The sequence below is a fragment of the Segatella hominis genome, assembly GCF_019249725.2.
In the GTDB taxonomy this organism is placed as follows: domain Bacteria; phylum Bacteroidota; class Bacteroidia; order Bacteroidales; family Bacteroidaceae; genus Prevotella.
In genome coordinates, this window is record NZ_CP137559.1 from 442,586 (window position 1) to 459,018 (window position 16,433).

Sequence of the window (16,433 nt, forward strand, 5' to 3'; positions counted from 1 at the left end):
AAGTATGCTAGAAATCACGTCTAAAACTTCTTATGATATTTTGTGGAAATATTTGGATCCGCTTCAAAAGGAAAAACTTCCTGAAAATATTGTTTTTACAATCGCTTCAGGCAAAAAAGCTTATGACATTATCCGCCTGTATGAAAGTGGAGAATATTTCTTTTCGCAAAGGGTTATTTACGTATTATCTAAGTTTATAGATATGACCGATAAATGCTATCCAATAACTATAGAGGGGGTAGAAACACTATACTATGTAATTTATAATTTAGATGCATATACTTTCATCAATAAAGACGATTTACTTTTTAGGTATGACCCTCATTTTTATTATGTCCAAGATAACTCGCTACAAATATTTGGCATCAAAGGAACTTCTTGTATTATTGTTTCAAATGAGATTAAAAACGCATTATTGAAAAATAAAATTACAAATATTGAGTTAATTGAATGTTTTGGCTGTTCATTGGAAGAATATAAAGAAATTAAAAAATCTAAGTTCAAGCCTGAAGTTCATGCTTACAGAGACAGATAACAAATATGACAAATAGAATTCTTTCCACATTAGTATTACTTTGCACCTTAGCATCCATAGATGTCAAGGCACAATCTGATGATAATAATTATGTCATCAAATCCTCTATGCTGGATGACCAAGGACAAAACGTTGTAACCACGATCGAATACTACGATGGACTGGGACGAAAGGTATTTGAGCGACATGTCATGACACAAGGGATGGTGGACACCTACTTCGTGTCAAGGCACTATGCCTACGACGGCCTTGGGCGCATGACGGCACAGGCGCTCTATCAGGGAAACGCCATCCACGGCATCGAGCAAAGGAACTATTGATGCCTATCAGTCTCGCAATGGATTACAAATAGAGGGAATATCCACCCGTAATGCCGAATATTATGGTTGGTCACTGATGAATGTACATTCAAACGGCATAACAGAAGCCGCTAATTTAACAAGATCCATAAATTCTTGTATTCAAACTTTGTTTAATTCGATTTTCGGAGGTTTTTAAAATATGAAATACTTATATATATTATTAATTGGAAGTATACTTCTGTTTGAGGCATGTGGATCAAAGACACATACGTATTATAATGATAAAAATGGATTTACATTCTCTGTTGTAGAACAAGAAAATAACGATGTACTTATCCTAGGTAAAACTGATTCTATTTTTCTACCATGGTCATTACACGGTCAATATCTACCTATAACTTTTTATATGCACGACAATTCTAATATCATTTACTTGCGACAAGATTTCGAGATGCTTCGTTGTACATTGAACAAATATAAAATTAGATATTTAAAAAAAGAAATAAGAACACAATTTTATCCTATATATCCAGAACTAGGGAATAATTATTGGGTATATGATGGTGGGTGTGACCAAAGTAGGTATTGTTTTAATGTATTTCGAGATACTATATTTGTAAAAGGCTTAGAACCATTAGAATGGGAATAATATGGATAGAATTCTTTCCACATTGATATTATTTTGCACCTTGGCATCCATAGATGTCAAGGCGCAATCTGATGATGTAGTCAACTAAATATAGGAAACTACAGTTGTCTGCCATGCTCTTCAAGCGGTCCCTCGGGGATCACGTGATGGGGAACCGATGAACATGAGACGAGCAACTGTTGCTCACGAGACGGGCAACGAGTGCCCAAATAGGTGAACCAAATCTGGGCAATATAGATATGACTTTAATCCATGTGGAAGAGTTCTTCCAGTGGAATGCTGACAGGAGAGTTGTCTGGATTCACTTCCATGATGTCTGCCATCATATCCCACCATTTCTGAGTGATAGGATCCACGTTGGTGGTGTCCTGACTGTTGGTGTCGCTATCACATTTCTGGACGGCAAAGAGTAGGTTGGTGTCTTTGTCCCAGAAGATGCTGTAGTCGCTTACACCCTGGTCCTTGATCATCTGTTTTAACTCCGGCCAAATTGCAGCGTGGCGCTTGGCATATTCTTTTTCGCATCCCTTCTTGAGATACATCTTGAATGCAAAACGTTTCATGTTATTCTATGTTTTTTATTTGTTATACAAATGCAAATTGCTATACGATTGATTTCTGATGGCATAGGTATTTATCTGCATCAGATAAGCTGCGGCAAGAAGCAAGAGACGATGAGTACTAATATACCTACCAGCAGCACGCCAATGGTCTTGCCCGAACAGCCTTTCCATTCTTTCAGGATGATGCCCCATACATTGGAGAATACCACATTGAGAGCCATCAGGATGCAGAAGGAAAGGGTAGTGAGAACGGGTGATTCTGTGAGGAATCCCTTGCCCAATGACAAACCGAAGAACTGACTGTACCAAAGTCCACCTGCCAAAGCACAGAACAGAAGGTTGTTGCCCCATACTTCCTGTTTCTGATAATCGCCCCAAGTATGGTTCTTTGTATTCTGATAGAAACAGTAGATGGCATTGGTTACAAAACCGCCCAGTGTCACGAAGAAAGTGGCAGGGAGTGTCTTGTACATATCGGGAGTGAAACTGCCGAAGTGAATGTCGCTGCCGAAGGCAAGACCTACGTTGAAGCAACCGCTCATGAAACCAGCAAGGAGAGCAATGGCAAGACCCTTAGGAAAGTTGAAGTCCTTGACTGCTGCCTTCTTTTCTTCCTCTGACAGTGATGCTGCCTTCATGCTGCCTGCCACACCGATAATGGCGATACCCACGAGGGTAACCACTACGCCCAAGATGACGCTGAATGTAAGCGAAGAGAGGGCATTCATCTCTGGGAAGAAGATGTTGAGCAAAACGGGTCCCATGATGGTACCCAGACCTGCACAAGTTCCAAGGGCGATACTCTGGCCGAGGGCCACACCGAGATAGCGCATGGAGAGACCGAAAGTCAAACCACCCACACCCCAAAGTACACCGAAGAGCATGGTCATCGCTACATTGAATCCGTTACCATCGAGCAATTCAAAGAAAGAATGTCCGTCTGGTACAGCCAATAAGGCTCCCAAGAAAGGCAGTATCAACCAAGCGAATACTCCCTGTACCAACCAGTAGGATTCCCAGCTCCAATCTTTGATCTTATTGATTGGAACATAGCAACTGGATTGGCAGAAGGCACCCACGGCTATGATTAAAAGTCCTATTAATATTTCCATAATTGTATAATTAAAGTGAAGAGTGAAGAACGAAGAGTGAAGAATTCAAATGCTTTTTTAGACATAAGACTATTGAATTCTTCGTTCTTCACTCTTCGTTCTTCACTTACTTGCGGTTAGCGAGAACTTCTGCCTCGTACTTCTCAATGTCAGCGATGTATTCCTCACCAACAGGGATGTTGTTCTTCAGGTTGAAGTAATCATATACTGCGCCGAATGGCAATGTCTTCTCTTCTTCCAAGAGTGCAAGACGCTGGAAGAGCTTGCCTTCATCCTCGTACTTGCGGAGGGTGTCGAGAGGCTCAAGGAATGCCTGCAACAATGACTTCTGGGCAGCACGTACACCGATGATGTAAGCACCGATACGGTTGATAGAACCATCGAAGTAGTCGAGACCGATATGAGCACGGTCGAGGGCATTGGCACGAACCAACTCAGAGAAGAGATTGCGGGTATTGTCGTCGAAGAGTGTTACGTGGTCTGAATCCCAGTGCATTGGGCGAGATACATGGAGCATCAACTCTGGTACGAAGAGAAGAAGTGCAGAAACTGCATCTGATACGTTCTCTGTTGGCTCATAGTGACCTGTGTCGAGAGTGTACATCACATTGTTCTTAGCGCAGTAGCCAGCGTAGAAGTCGTGAGAACCTACGGTATAAGCCTCCAAGCCAATACCGAAGAGTTTAGCTTCGAGACAAGACTTCATGTTAGGCAACTCCTCTGCCAAGATCTCATCAAGAGAGTTCTTCAAGATCTCACGATAGCGTCCCTTCTCTACAGTGATATCCTTAGAACCATCATGTACCCAGATGTTCATGATACATGGATCGTTCTGGAACTTACCCATAGCATCAGCGATACGGCGGCAACGCTTGGTGTGCTCAATCCAGAACTCACGGATAGCAGGGTCTGGGTTTGATAAAGTGAGGTTGCCACTCAATGGGTGAGAGAAAGAAGTAGAGTTGAAATCGAGCTTCATGTTCTGCTCCTTTGCCCACTGCATCCAACCTGTGAACTGATCTACGGTTACCTCGTTACGGTCGATTTGCTTGCCCCCGAACTCACCATATATCTCGTGGAGATTGAGACGGAAGGTACCAGCGAGGAGAGAGTTTACCTTTTCAATATCTTGTCGGAGTTCATCGATATTGCGAGCCTTGCCAGGATAGTTACCTGTACTCTGGATACCGCCAGAAGCAGCCTCGCCACGCTCGAAACCAACTACATCGTCAGCCTGCCAGCAATGCAGAGAGATAGGAGTTTTCTCCAATGTCTCGATAGCCTTGTCGGTATCTACACCCAGAGCAGCATAGCGCTCTTTTGCAATCTCGTAATTCTTCAAAATCAAATCTGCTTTCATAATTGTCTTTAAGTTTTATATTGTTAATCTTTTATTGTTTATTTCTTTCTTTACCCTTTTACTTTTTTACCCTTTTACCTTTAAAAACTTCTCGTAAGCTGCATCCCAAGCATCCTTGTCCTGTGGCTCGAATTTCTTCAGCTCCAGAGAGTTGGCGATGATTTGTCGCATTTCCCAGATATCCTTTACCAAGCCGGAAGCCTTAGCCTGCAGCATGATATTTCCGATAGCTGTACCTTCCTGTGGACCAGCCAGTACGGTTACGCCACAACTGTTGGCTGTAAACTGGTTGAGGTATTGGTTGAGAGAACCGCCACCGATGATGTGGAGCACGTTGATATCGAAATCTGCAAATTCTTTGAGCCATGTGAATACCTGACGGTAGCGAAGGGCAAGACTTTCGAAGATGCAGCGGCAGAACTCGCCGTAGCTCTCAGGTACATGCTGACCGGTCTTTTCACAATATTGCTTGATAGCTTCTACCATGCTGGATGGGTTGGCAAAGACAGCATCGTCTGGATTGATGATACTCTGGAAGGCAGGCTGCTTCATTGCTTCAGCAATCAGTTCGCCATGTCCCAGACAAGTCTGGTCACTGTTATTAGCAGCTGCCGCATCTTTCCATTCCTTACGGCAACGCTCGTAGATCCACATACCACAGATATTCTTGAGGAATCGGGTAGTACCCTCGATACCGCCTTCGTTTGTGAAGTTGAGCTCATAGCTATGTTCATTGATGATAGCCTTCTGAGTTTCTATACCCATGAGGCTCCAAGTGCCAGAACTGAGGTAAGCGAACTTTTCATTCTTGGCAGGAACGGCAGCTACAGCGCTGGCAGTATCATGCCCTGCTACAGCGATGACAGGTACTGCATTCAATCCAGTTATCTTCTGTACTTCCTCGGTGAGTGTGCCGATGATGGTAGCTGGTGCTGTCATTTCTCCAAACTGTTCGCGCTTCAATCCGAGACTCTCAACAAGATCCTGGTCGAGGTCGCCTGTCATCGGATTGAGAATCTGCGAGGTGGAGGCTACAGTATATTCGCAGATAGCGTTACCGGTAAGCATATAGCTCAGCGCATCCGGAATAAAGAGTATTTTGTTTGCGTTCTCCAAAGCCACATTGCCAGCCTTGCGCATAGCGTATATCTGGAAGAGGGAGTTGAAGTTCATGAACTGGATGCCCGTCTTTTCATATACCTTTTCCTTGCTGATTTGCTCGTCGAAGTATTTCTCCATCATGCCCACTGTATGTGGGTCTCGATAGGCGAGAGGGTTGCGGAGGATGGCTCCGTCTTTGCCCACATATACAAAGTCGCATCCCCAGGTGTCGATTCCGATGCTCTGGATGTTGATGCCTCTTTGAGCCACGAGTTTCAAACCCTTGATGATTTCCAGATAGAGCGCATAGATGTCCCAATAGAAGTGATTGCCCGTCTCGATGAGATGGTTGTCGAAACGTGTCAGTTCTTCCAGATTGAACTTTCCATCTGATAAACTACCGATAATGGTTCTTCCGCTGGTGGCACCTAAATCCACTGCAAAGAAGTATTTTTTTTGTTCCATTTTGCTAGGTTTTTAAGTCTAATTTTATGTTATTGATTTCTAAGTTTAATTTCTGTTGATTCCGAAGTTCCTTATGTGTTACTTCAAAGTCTTTGTTGAAATTTTCGGTGCAAAGATAGACCTAAATCGTGAAATGCAACAAGGGATTTTGATTTTCAGCCCTTGATATTTGGCGGCAGTATAAAATTGGGGAAGTGATGGATGTTTTTTGGGGGAAGTGATGAAAGTTAAAGGAGTTAAAGGAGTTAAAGGAGTTAAGACGTATGTCTTGCAGCTTAATAACTGCGCCAAAAAGACTATTGTCTTAACTCCTTTAACTCCTTTAACTTCTGAACTATCGAAACTTGAATGAATTATCTGTTCATGTTTCTGAAATCTGAAGGCTTCATGCCCGTCTGACTCTTGAATTTTGAAGAGAAGTAGTCTGGCGACTCGAAATTAAGGCGGTAGGCTATCTCCTTGATGCTATCATCGGTAGTGGAAAGCAGTTCCTTTGCCCTCTGCAGTTTCAGATTCTGCTGGTAAAGGGCTGGTGCAAAACCGGTATGCTCCTTGAAGAGCTTGCGGAAGGAAGAATAGCTGATGCCGAGTTCCTGCGCAATCTCCTGAATGGTAAGGTTGCCTTCCAATGATTCGCGGATGCGAAGACGGGCTTTATTGATGATATCCACATGCTTTGAATCTTTATTCAATTCAATATTACGCTCCAAGGAGTACATCAGGCCGATGAGATGGTTGGCGATACCTGCCAAGGTTTGCTGGGCGTATGCAGCTTCCTCCTGAGCAATGTATCGTGCTTCCTCATATAGATTGATGATTTCGTTGCTAAACCCCACGTGATAGATGGGCTTCTCTGGAGAGAGGAACTTATGCTTCACTCGGTCGTTAATGTTTCTTCCCTTGAATCCTATCCAATAACTTTTCCATCCTTTTCCTTGAGTAGGGTGGTAAGTATGCCATTCGCCAGGGAACAACAGGAAGATGTCGCCAGCTTTGATGACGGTCTCTGGGCAGTGGGCTGACTGGAAAACACCTTCGCCCTCTGTCAGATAGAGCAACTGAAATTCATCCAGCGTTCTGCCTTTGTTGATATCAAAATAGTAGCCGTCAGCATGTCCCTTGGTAGGGTAGCTGTCGTGTGGCTCTATCACCTCATATCCGATAGTGCTGATGGTGAGCCCCCATTGTGCATCCCGTTCTGAGGCGAGCAAATATTTACTTGTTTGCATCGATCTTTTGTTATAAATGGTAGTTGTAACTTGTTTCTTTTGCAAAGTTACTAAAAAAATGGCAAAATGCAGAATTTTTCTGCGATTATCATTTCTTATATACCTATTTATATATAATATTATAAGCAATTTTAAGAAATAGAATTCGATATTTTAGGTTTGTTGTCAAAAAATTAGGGTTAATAATCAAAATTTAAGGTAGCAAAATAAACCGATTCCGTACTTTTGCAACCGAAATAATTCTAAAACAAGACTTAAACGAAGTTGGTAATAAACTAAATCAAGAGCTTATGCGGATTGGTGGTCTACTAAAATTAATTAGTGATCGACTAAAACAGAAGCATTCTTAAATTAGCTTTGTACAAGATGAACCTATTCGTTGCCTAAAGGAAGTTGAAACTTATATGCAATTTCAAAATCATTCTGCAATAGCATTCCATGCTTTCAGATGAATATTGTTGTTGTCATTAAGCAAATTGACTTTTTGGGTATATAGGGGATTGGACAGAACATAAAACCTATATAAAATATGAGCAAACAAAACAAAATGATGAAAAAGTCTGTGTTGCCATTTGCATTGGTATGCTCAGCGCTGATGCTCAGCCCTTACGTGGGGGGGCAAGCTCATGCTGAGGTACAGAACGTGCAGCAGGCAAAGGCTGTCAAAGGTACGGTGGTCGATGAGACTGGCGAACCAGTGATTGGTGCGACCGTACTGGTTGTAGGCGGAAGTGCATCACAAGGTACGATTACCGATATGGATGGTAACTTCAGTATCAACGTCAAGCCTGGTCAGAAACTCAAGATTACTTATATTGGTTACGACGAAAGTATCGTGGCAGCCAAGGATGGAATGAAAGTTCAGATGAAGACTTCTGGTGCTGTTTCTCTGAATACCGTTGAGGTTGTTGCCTATGGTGTACAGAAGAAGGTAACCATGACGGGTGCCATCTCCAGCGTGAAGAGTGAGGATTTGGTCCGCACTTCCGTAGGTTCTGTCAATAATGTACTGGGTGGTCAGCTTTCTGGTGTAACTACCGTTCAGTATTCCGGTGAGCCAGGTAGCGATGCCGCAGAGATTTTCGTTCGTGGTAAGGCTACATGGGGCGATTCACAGCCTCTCATCCAGGTGGATGGTGTAGAGCGTACGATGGCTGATATCGACCCAAATGAAATCGAAAGTGTAACCGTTTTGAAGGATGCCTCTGCAACAGCCGTATTCGGTGTGCGTGGTGCCAATGGTGTTGTCCTGATTACTACCAAGCGTGGTTCACAGGGTAAGGCCAAAATCAGCGTATCTACTTCTTGGACAGCACTTTCACCTACCAAGATGGTAGAGCAGGCTAGTTCTTACGAGTATGCCAACTTCTATAATCAGATGTCTCTGAATGATTATGAGATGCGTGCAAACAAGAGTGTGGCAATCGGCAAATATCCAAGTTTGGATGCATATGCTTCTGAAAACCCCTTCTCTAACAGCTTCACTGATGGTATCATTCAGAAGTTTGCCACTGGCTCAGACCCTATCCGTTTCCCAAGTACCAAGTGGGCTGATTACATCATGAAGGATGTAACGCTTCAGCAGCAGCACAACTTGAATATCTCGGGTGGAACTGATCGTGTGAAGTACTTTATCTCTGCAGGTTATTACTCTCAGGATGGTCTTTTCAAGGAGTTTGATGCTGGATACAACTATGGTTATCAATATCATCGTTTCAACTACCGTTCTAACCTCGACCTCAAGGCAACCAAGACTACAACCTTGTCGTTCAATGTGGCAGGTAACGTGAGCAATGCTGATAAGCCTTATACAGGTTCTGGTGCAGCCGGCTTGATTAAGCAGATTTATTATGCAACCCCATTCTCCAGCCCTGGTATCGTGGATAATAAGTTGGTTTATTGTACCGCCGACTATGATGATCAGAAGTTGCCGTTCGTAGGTAATGCAGGTATGGGTTACTATGGCAATGGATTCATGCAGACCAATATCAATAAGATTCAGATGGACCTCGTTCTCGACCAGAAACTTGACTTCATAACCAAGGGATTGAGTTTCAAGGCAAAGGGATCTTATAACTCTGCCTATACCATTAATAAGCAGGGTAAGAGCGTCGTGGCTTCATTCAATCCGCTCATACAGTATGAGAAAGACGATCAGGGTCAATTTATCTTGGATGCTGAAGGTAACAAGAAAATAATCTTAAATGCTGATGGTACACCATATATTGTATATCGTCAGAATGGCAATGATACAGATCCTTCTTATTCGGCATCTCAGGCTAAGGCTCGTGACTGGTATCTGGAGGGTAGCTTCAACTATTCCCGTGTATTCGATAAGCATACCGTTAATGCACTGCTCCTTTACAACCAGTCGAAGCAGTATTACTATTCTAAAGATTCTTATCCTGATGTACCTCGTTCTTACGTAGGTCTTGTGGGTCGTGTTACTTACGATTATGCCAACCGATATATGGCAGAGTTCAACATGGGTTACAACGGATCAGAGAACTTTGCGCCAGGCAGACGCTTTGGTGTCTTCCCTGCAGGTTCCGTGGGATGGATTCTCAGCGAGGAGAAGTTCTGGAAGCCAATTTCCAAGGTGGCATCTTTCTTCAAGATTCGTGCATCTTGGGGTCTCGTTGGTAACGACAAGACCAAGGACGCTATCCGATTCATGTATCTCGCCGATCCATATATCACGGGCAGCTATGGCTTGACAAACAATATGAGCAACTGGGCAGATACATACGGTTATCTTTTTGGTAACGCTCAGTCGGGTACCGTTCAGGGAACCTCTTCTATAGCAGGTGCATACGAGTCTATCAAGAACAACCCTGATATTGGTTGGGAGAAGGCGTTCAAGCAGGACTATGGTTTCGACCTGTACTTCTTCGGCGACCGCTTTAAGACTACTTTCGATTATTATCGTGAGCATCGTACCGATATCCTTGTTCGTGATGAAACAGTTCCATCAACCATCGGTTTCACCATGCCTTATACCAATGCCGGTGAGACCAAGTCATGGGGTTGGGAGCTTTCGCTCGGTTACAATGATAAGATAGGTAAGGACTTCCGCTTCTGGGGCAAACTGAATCTCTCTTACAACCAGAATGAAATTGTAGAGATGAAGGAGGAGCCTAAGAAGAATGAATACATGATGGCAAGGGGTCATCGCATCGGTGCCCGTTCTATGTATAAGTTCTGGAAGTATTACGAGGGCGAACAGACCAAGGTAGAGTATGAGAAGACATTTGGTCAGCCATTCCCAGCACAGCTGAAGGATTACCTTATGCCTGGCGATTGTGTATATGTCGATCTTGACGGCGATGGCAAGATAAATCCTAATGATAAGACCCGTGACAATGGTTATACGGATGATCCTGAGTACATGGCAGGTTTGACACTTGGTTTCAACTACAAGCGCCTGACCTTCAACATGCAGCTCACTGGTGCATGGAATGTAAGCCGTTACATCACCGATGTGTTCCGTCAGCCATTCTACTGTTCTTCCAATACAACCCAGGGTGGACTTCTTTCATACCATGTTAACAATACATGGACACCAGGAAGCTATGAGTCGCAGAATGCGCTCTATCCACGTGCCACTTGGGATAATGCTGAGCAGAACTATACAGAATCTGACCTTTGGGAGAAGGATGCCAAGTATCTTCGTCTGAAGACAGTCTCTTTGTCATACGATTTCATCAATCCTACTTTCAAGAAGATAGGTATGAACAAGTGCGAGGTAACCCTTTCCGGATACAACCTCCTTACCTTTACTCCTTATAAGTGGGGTGACCCGGAGACCAGAGCTTCTAATGCTCCATCTTACCCATTGCAGCGCACCTACACCATTAGTTTGAATGTAGGCTTCTAATCAAAAGGTAATGTAAATAAATGAACAAAGAAACAATGAAACATAATATACTATTACATAGTGCAGTAGCAATGCTCATGGCAGGTGCAGCGTTTACCGCTTGTACTGATACCATTGCCGTGGGTGATGCCTCTCTTGACAAGGCAACCAGTTCTACTGCCACTATCGACTCTGTATTCCAGAATGCAGAATATACACGTGAGTTTCTTGTAGGTATCTACTCCAAGCAGTATTATGGCTTACCTTATTATAATGGTGGAACCAATATGCCTCATGCGGGTAACCCATATGCTGGTAAGTTTGATGCACTCACCGATTGCTGGCACGACTTCTTTAACGGACCTGCCGTATATACCAAGTACTATACAGGTTCTCTGACTGCCAATGTTGACCGTTCTGATGGTCTGGATGGTCCGCTTTATTCATACGATAAGGAATTTCAGTGGAAGTCGATTCGTGCTGCCCAGATTTTCCTGGCTAATGTAGATCGTGCTCCTGAGGCTGATATGACTCAGGAAGAGAAGAATCGCTTGAAGGCTGAAGCCCGTTGTCTGATGGTTGATGCCTTCTTCAATACCTTCCAGCATTTTGGTGGTATTCCTATCATGGATCATCCTTTGGAAATCGGCGAGGTGAGCGAACAAATGCCTCGTAATACGGTAGAGGAGTGTGTAAACTGGATGGTAGCTGAGCTCGATCAGGCTATTGCCGAGAGTGCTTTGCCATGGAAAGCCACGGCTACAATGAACGGTCGTTGGACCAAGGCAGGTGCGATGGCTTTGAAGTGCAAGGTCTTGCAGTTTGCTGCCTCTCCTTTGCTGAATCCTGAGGATGGAAAACCATATTATGATGGTGCTTCAGAAGAGGTGAAGCCATATATCATGTACACAGATGCTTCTAAGTATCAGGAACGTTGGGATGCCTTTGCCAAGGCCTGTGATGATTTCTACAACAAGTTGCAGCAGGAAGGCGAGTATCAGCTTGAGGAAGCCAATATTCCTGCCAACGTTACCAAGGCAGAAGCGAAGGTGCCTTACTATCGACTGGCTTATCGCCGTGGTTATTACCTCAATGCTTCTACCGAGGTATTGCACACTGTGCGTGTACAGGGTAATGATATGACCGGTGCAGGCCGTTATTGCTGGCACTCCTGGTATTCTAAGACTGTGCCACGTAATGCTTATTGCCCTACACAGGAGTATGTGGAGAAGTTCTCTTGGAATGATGGCGAGCCATTCAACTGGGACAATGCTGCCAAGAAGACCTATAAGAGCCAGGCTACTCAGCCAGACTCTACCATGGTATATCATAAGGATGGAAGCTTTACTGTGAATGTGACAAACTTCGTAACCAACAAATATACAGGTGCAGTTACCCGCAATAAGAAGTCTCTGCATACCATGTTCGTAGATGGAACAGTGCCTGCAGGTAGCCGACAGATTACCACTGTGCTTACCCGTGATCCACGCTTGTATGAAGAGTGCATCGTGAATGGTCAGAACATGAACCTCGACTGGAATACTGCTTCTATGACCGGTTATCCTTGGGAGATTTGGTATAGTGGAAATGATGGTGGTACAGGTGTCTTGACCCAGCAGAATACCATGTTTGGTTCCGGCTACGGATTCAATAAGTATTACTTGGGTGCTGGTGGTTATCCTACTGATGATGCCGCAGACTCTTACCGTTTCCCAACCCAGTGGGTTGCCTTGTCATTGCCTGAGTTCTATCTGCAGTATGCAGAGGCTCTCGTGAAGCGCAGCAATAAGGATGTAAATAAGGCAGTGGAGATGGTAGATAAGGTTCGCTCTCGTGTAGGTCTTCCTACGATGGCTAGGGTTTGGATAAATTCTACATACCGCAAGGCAAAAGGTTATACTGCAACTACAGCGGAGGGTGCTTTGGGTACGACAGTAACATTGAGTAATGGTGCAACTTCCAATGAGTTTATGGAGGAACTTCTCGATGAGCGTGTGCGTGAGTTGGGTCTTACCAATGCCCGCTGGTTCGATATGGTTCGCCTGAAGCGTACCGATTGGATGACCAAGCAGCTCCATGGCTTGATGCAGTATCGTCTGATTCAGACTAGTGATGGTTTCCAGAGCCGTAATGCAGCCTGGGTAGGAGCAGACCGTGAGAATGACCCTTCATCAACACAGCCTCTGTTCTTCTTGAGTTGCATCAAGACAATTACTGCCAACAGCCGTTATCTCTGGGCTAAAGATCCTAAGAGTAACGAGGTGAAGAAATGGCTACTTGACCCACTTCCACAGGCAGAAATTAATAAGAATTATGGTCTTGTTCAGAATCCTGGTTGGGAGTAATGAACTCTTTGGGACTAACAAACTAAAATGAATTTGTATATGAAAACAAAGAATATATATATGTTGTCATTGCTTGCAGGCATGAGCCTGCCTGCAATGGCGCAGCAGGACATCGTGGACTCTGTGGCATATAAAGACCAGACTGTAGATGTGGGTGCCAATCACACCTTCACCCGTGAGCAGTCAACTTCTGCCGTCAGCGTCATCACCAACAAGGATGTCAACAAGCGTGGCGCACGCAACATTGGTAATAATATCTTGGGTTCAGGCTCAGGTCTTGTAGGTCTTGATGGCGCAGGCCTGTTTCATGCCCAGAATCCTACATTCTATATTCGTGGCGTCCAGTCTTCAAGTGGCAGCACTCCTCTTTTCATTGTGGATGGAGTGGAGCGTGCCATTGAGAATGTGGTAGCAGAGGATGTGGAGAGCGTATCTATCCTGAAGGATGCAGCCGCAACGGCTCTCTATGGTTACAAAGGTGCCAACGGCGTGGTTCTGATTACTACCAAGCACGGTAAGTATAATACCAAGTCGATTACTGCCTCTTATGATCACGTGTTCTCTTTCCTGACCAACAAGCCTAAGATGGTAGATGCCGCTACATACGCATCAGCTGTCAACGAGGCTTACCATAATCAGAATGGTGGCGATGTCTATAGTGCAGATGTCATCAATGCCTATAGAGACGGTTCCAATCCGCTCTATTATCCAAATGTAAACTGGGCTGATGAAACTTTCCGTAATGTATCGAACAACGATCGTTTCAACATCGAGTTCAAGGGTGGTACCAATAACTTCCGTTATTATACCAACGTGCAGTTGCTCACCAACAAGGGATTCATCAAGAATTTCCAGAACGACGGTTATTCTACACAGAATAAATACACCCGCGGAACCTTGCGCTCTAACATGGATATTGACCTGGGTCCTAAGACCAAGCTGCATACCCACCTGTATGGCTTGCTGACAGAACAGTCGCAGCCAGGAGCTCAGGCTGATCTTTGGAGCATGATTTACAAGGTGCCAGCCAATGCTTTCCCAGTGAAGGTTTCTGAAACGGTTTGGGGTGGTAATTCTGTATATACTACGAACAACCCAGTGGCTCAGAGTCAGGGTGCTGCCTATTACAAGAACCACCAGCGTGCTCTTTATGCTGATTTGGTATTGAATCAGGATCTCTCTTCTATTACAGAAGGATTGAGTGCACAGGCTCAGTTGGGTTACGATACCTGGTCGAATGTATATGAGGATCATTCCAAAACTTATCGATACAGTTATTACGAGGTTCCAACCAATGGTGCTGTGATAGCTGATGGACAGGCAAAGATGGCTTCAGTGTTGGGTACCGACTCAAACATGGGTACTGGTTCTAACAACAACAACTGGATTCGCCGTTGTGTATGGAATGCAGCCATCAATTACGATAGAACTTTCGCAGAGAAGCACAATGTGTATGGACAGTTGAAGTACGATTACGAGTACAACGACAAGACGGGTACTAACACCACCGTTTATCGTCACAATGTATCTCTCTTCGCTCATTATGGCTTCGATAGCAGATATCTCTTGGATGTAGCGCTCGTTGAGTCGGGTTCCAGCCGTCTGGCTCCTGGCAGCAAGTGGGCTTTCTCTCCAAATGTTTCTGCAGCATGGAACCTCTCTAACGAGGCTTTCATGAAGAATGTGAAGTGGGTTGACTTCCTGAAGTTGCGTGCATCTTGGGGTAACCAGTCACTCGACGTGCTCCCTGGCGATAACGTATGGACCTATTACGATCAGTTCTATCTGATGAATGGTAATTCTTATCCATTCGATGCCACTTATACTGGTACACAATGGGGTAATACTTATCTCGGAACAGCCCGTACTCAGGGTCTCGGCCATGAGCAGTCTAGCAAGTTCAATGTAGGTTTCGATGCCACTCTCTTTGGCAGTTTGAATATTTCTGCTGATTACTACTACCAGCACCGTTACAACATCTGGTATTCTACAGCAGGCAGCTATTCTGGAGTCTTCGGATTGGACGCTCCTTATGAGAATGTAGGTGTCATCAACCAGAAGGGCTTTGAGGTATCTGCTGATTACAGCAAGAAGCTCAACAAGGATCTCACCATCAGTTTGGGTGCATCCATGACATTGAACAAGACCATCGTTGAGGAGCAGGCTGAGACACCGCAGCTCTTTGCCAATACCTCTTCTACAGGTAAGCGATATGGTCAGGCTTTCGGTTATGTAGCCAATGGCTTCTTTCAGAAGGGCGACGACCTGAATGGCGATGGAGTGATTTCTGCCGCAGAAATGAAGCAGTTGGGCTATCCTGTACAGAACTTTACTACGGTTTATCCTGGTGATATCAAGTATGTGGATCTGACAGGTGACGACAAGATTGATACCAACGACCGCAAGGCGATAGGTTACAGCACTACAGCGCCAGACCTCTATTACAACTTCCACCTGGGTGTGGAGTATAAGCGACTGGGTATTGATGCGATGTTCCAGGGAGTAGGCAAATGGACCGGATTCATGACCACCAATGGTCTGTACCGTTCGGCTGTGGCAAGCAACACCTTGTCGCAGTATCTTTACGAGAACTCCTGGTCTGCAGAGCGCAACAATACAGAGAATGCCAAGTTCCCACGTCTTTCTGCAACAAGCAATGCCAACAACAATACAAACAATACGCTCAATATGTTTGACCGCAGCTACCTGAAGCTCCGCTATGTTGAGATGTATTACTACTTGCCGGAGGCATTGTTGAACAAGGCTGGATTTATCAGCAACGTGAAGTTGTATGTACGTGGTACCGACCTCTTTACAGCTGATCATCTCGATAAGGCAGATGCTGCAGCATACGGCACAACGCAGCCTCTTACAAGAAGTCTTCAGCTTGGAGCTGCAGTAACATTCTAAATTTAA

Annotated in this window: 11 protein-coding genes; 6 read left to right on the plus strand and 5 right to left on the minus strand. The window is 44.5% G+C overall.

The window, feature by feature from the left end; translation table 11 throughout:
• Nucleotides 1–4: 4 nt before the first annotated feature.
• From KUA50_RS01780 to KUA50_RS01790, 3 genes are all read left to right on the plus strand, one after another.
• Nucleotides 5–535 (plus strand): hypothetical protein, encoded by a 531-nt coding sequence (locus KUA50_RS01780; protein ID WP_218457454.1) that lies wholly within the window; start codon nucleotides 5–7, stop codon nucleotides 533–535.
• A gap of 5 nt (nucleotides 536–540) precedes the next feature.
• Complete coding sequence (locus KUA50_RS01785; RefSeq protein WP_218457453.1) at nucleotides 541–855, plus strand: hypothetical protein; 315 nt, start codon at nucleotides 541–543, stop codon at nucleotides 853–855.
• Between the two features lie 181 nt (nucleotides 856–1,036).
• On the plus strand, nucleotides 1,037–1,486 hold the full coding sequence (locus tag KUA50_RS01790) for a hypothetical protein (RefSeq protein WP_218457452.1): 450 nt from the start codon (nucleotides 1,037–1,039) through the stop codon (nucleotides 1,484–1,486).
• A gap of 245 nt (nucleotides 1,487–1,731) precedes the next feature.
• Here KUA50_RS01790 and rhaM read toward each other — a convergent pair whose 3' ends face one another.
• From rhaM to KUA50_RS01815, 5 genes are all read right to left on the minus strand, one after another.
• Nucleotides 1,732–2,049: an L-rhamnose mutarotase gene (gene rhaM / locus KUA50_RS01795; RefSeq protein ID WP_022110650.1), complete on the minus strand. Its 318-nt coding sequence runs from the start codon at nucleotides 2,047–2,049 to the stop codon at nucleotides 1,732–1,734.
• Nucleotides 2,050–2,129: 80 nt separating this feature from the next.
• On the minus strand, nucleotides 2,130–3,161 hold the full coding sequence (locus KUA50_RS01800) for an L-rhamnose/proton symporter RhaT (protein ID WP_022110649.1): 1,032 nt from the start codon (nucleotides 3,159–3,161) through the stop codon (nucleotides 2,130–2,132).
• A gap of 106 nt (nucleotides 3,162–3,267) precedes the next feature.
• Complete coding sequence (locus tag KUA50_RS01805; RefSeq protein ID WP_218457451.1) at nucleotides 3,268–4,521, minus strand: L-rhamnose isomerase; 1,254 nt, start codon at nucleotides 4,519–4,521, stop codon at nucleotides 3,268–3,270.
• Between the two features lie 66 nt (nucleotides 4,522–4,587).
• Nucleotides 4,588–6,087: a rhamnulokinase gene (gene rhaB, locus KUA50_RS01810; protein ID WP_134842496.1), complete on the minus strand. Its 1,500-nt coding sequence runs from the start codon at nucleotides 6,085–6,087 to the stop codon at nucleotides 4,588–4,590.
• Between the two features lie 353 nt (nucleotides 6,088–6,440).
• Nucleotides 6,441–7,316 (minus strand): AraC family transcriptional regulator, encoded by an 876-nt coding sequence (locus KUA50_RS01815; RefSeq protein ID WP_218457450.1) that lies wholly within the window; start codon nucleotides 7,314–7,316, stop codon nucleotides 6,441–6,443.
• Between the two features lie 529 nt (nucleotides 7,317–7,845).
• On the opposite strand from KUA50_RS01815, the gene KUA50_RS01820 reads away from it, so the two are divergent.
• Genes KUA50_RS01820 through KUA50_RS01830 form a run of 3 tightly spaced genes read left to right on the plus strand, consistent with a single transcriptional unit; the run spans nucleotide 7,846 to nucleotide 16,427 of the window.
• A complete protein-coding gene (locus tag KUA50_RS01820; protein ID WP_218457449.1) occupies nucleotides 7,846–11,193 on the plus strand; it encodes a SusC/RagA family TonB-linked outer membrane protein in 3,348 nt (1,115 codons plus the stop codon).
• Between the two features lie 35 nt (nucleotides 11,194–11,228).
• The gene (locus KUA50_RS01825; RefSeq protein WP_218457448.1) at nucleotides 11,229–13,517 is read left to right on the plus strand and encodes a RagB/SusD family nutrient uptake outer membrane protein; all 2,289 of its coding nucleotides are present in this window, start codon (nucleotides 11,229–11,231) and stop codon (nucleotides 13,515–13,517) included.
• 39 nt (nucleotides 13,518–13,556) lie between these two features.
• Nucleotides 13,557–16,427, plus strand: coding sequence for a SusC/RagA family TonB-linked outer membrane protein (locus KUA50_RS01830; protein ID WP_218457447.1), 2,871 nt, complete (start codon nucleotides 13,557–13,559; stop codon nucleotides 16,425–16,427).
• Nucleotides 16,428–16,433 lie beyond the last annotated feature (6 nt).

Coding starts and splice junctions, on each gene's coding strand:
- KUA50_RS01780 (WP_218457454.1), top strand. CDS start 5: ATGCTAGAAATCACGTCTAAAACTTCTTATGATATTTTGTGGAAATAT.
- KUA50_RS01785 (WP_218457453.1), top strand. CDS start 541: ATGACAAATAGAATTCTTTCCACATTAGTATTACTTTGCACCTTAGCA.
- KUA50_RS01790 (WP_218457452.1), top strand. CDS start 1,037: ATGAAATACTTATATATATTATTAATTGGAAGTATACTTCTGTTTGAG.
- rhaM (WP_022110650.1), bottom strand. CDS start 2,049: ATGAAACGTTTTGCATTCAAGATGTATCTCAAGAAGGGATGCGAAAAA.
- KUA50_RS01800 (WP_022110649.1), bottom strand. CDS start 3,161: ATGGAAATATTAATAGGACTTTTAATCATAGCCGTGGGTGCCTTCTGC.
- KUA50_RS01805 (WP_218457451.1), bottom strand. CDS start 4,521: ATGAAAGCAGATTTGATTTTGAAGAATTACGAGATTGCAAAAGAGCGC.
- rhaB (WP_134842496.1), bottom strand. CDS start 6,087: ATGGAACAAAAAAAATACTTCTTTGCAGTGGATTTAGGTGCCACCAGC.
- KUA50_RS01815 (WP_218457450.1), bottom strand. CDS start 7,316: ATGCAAACAAGTAAATATTTGCTCGCCTCAGAACGGGATGCACAATGG.
- KUA50_RS01820 (WP_218457449.1), top strand. CDS start 7,846: ATGAGCAAACAAAACAAAATGATGAAAAAGTCTGTGTTGCCATTTGCA.
- KUA50_RS01825 (WP_218457448.1), top strand. CDS start 11,229: ATGAAACATAATATACTATTACATAGTGCAGTAGCAATGCTCATGGCA.
- KUA50_RS01830 (WP_218457447.1), top strand. CDS start 13,557: ATGAAAACAAAGAATATATATATGTTGTCATTGCTTGCAGGCATGAGC.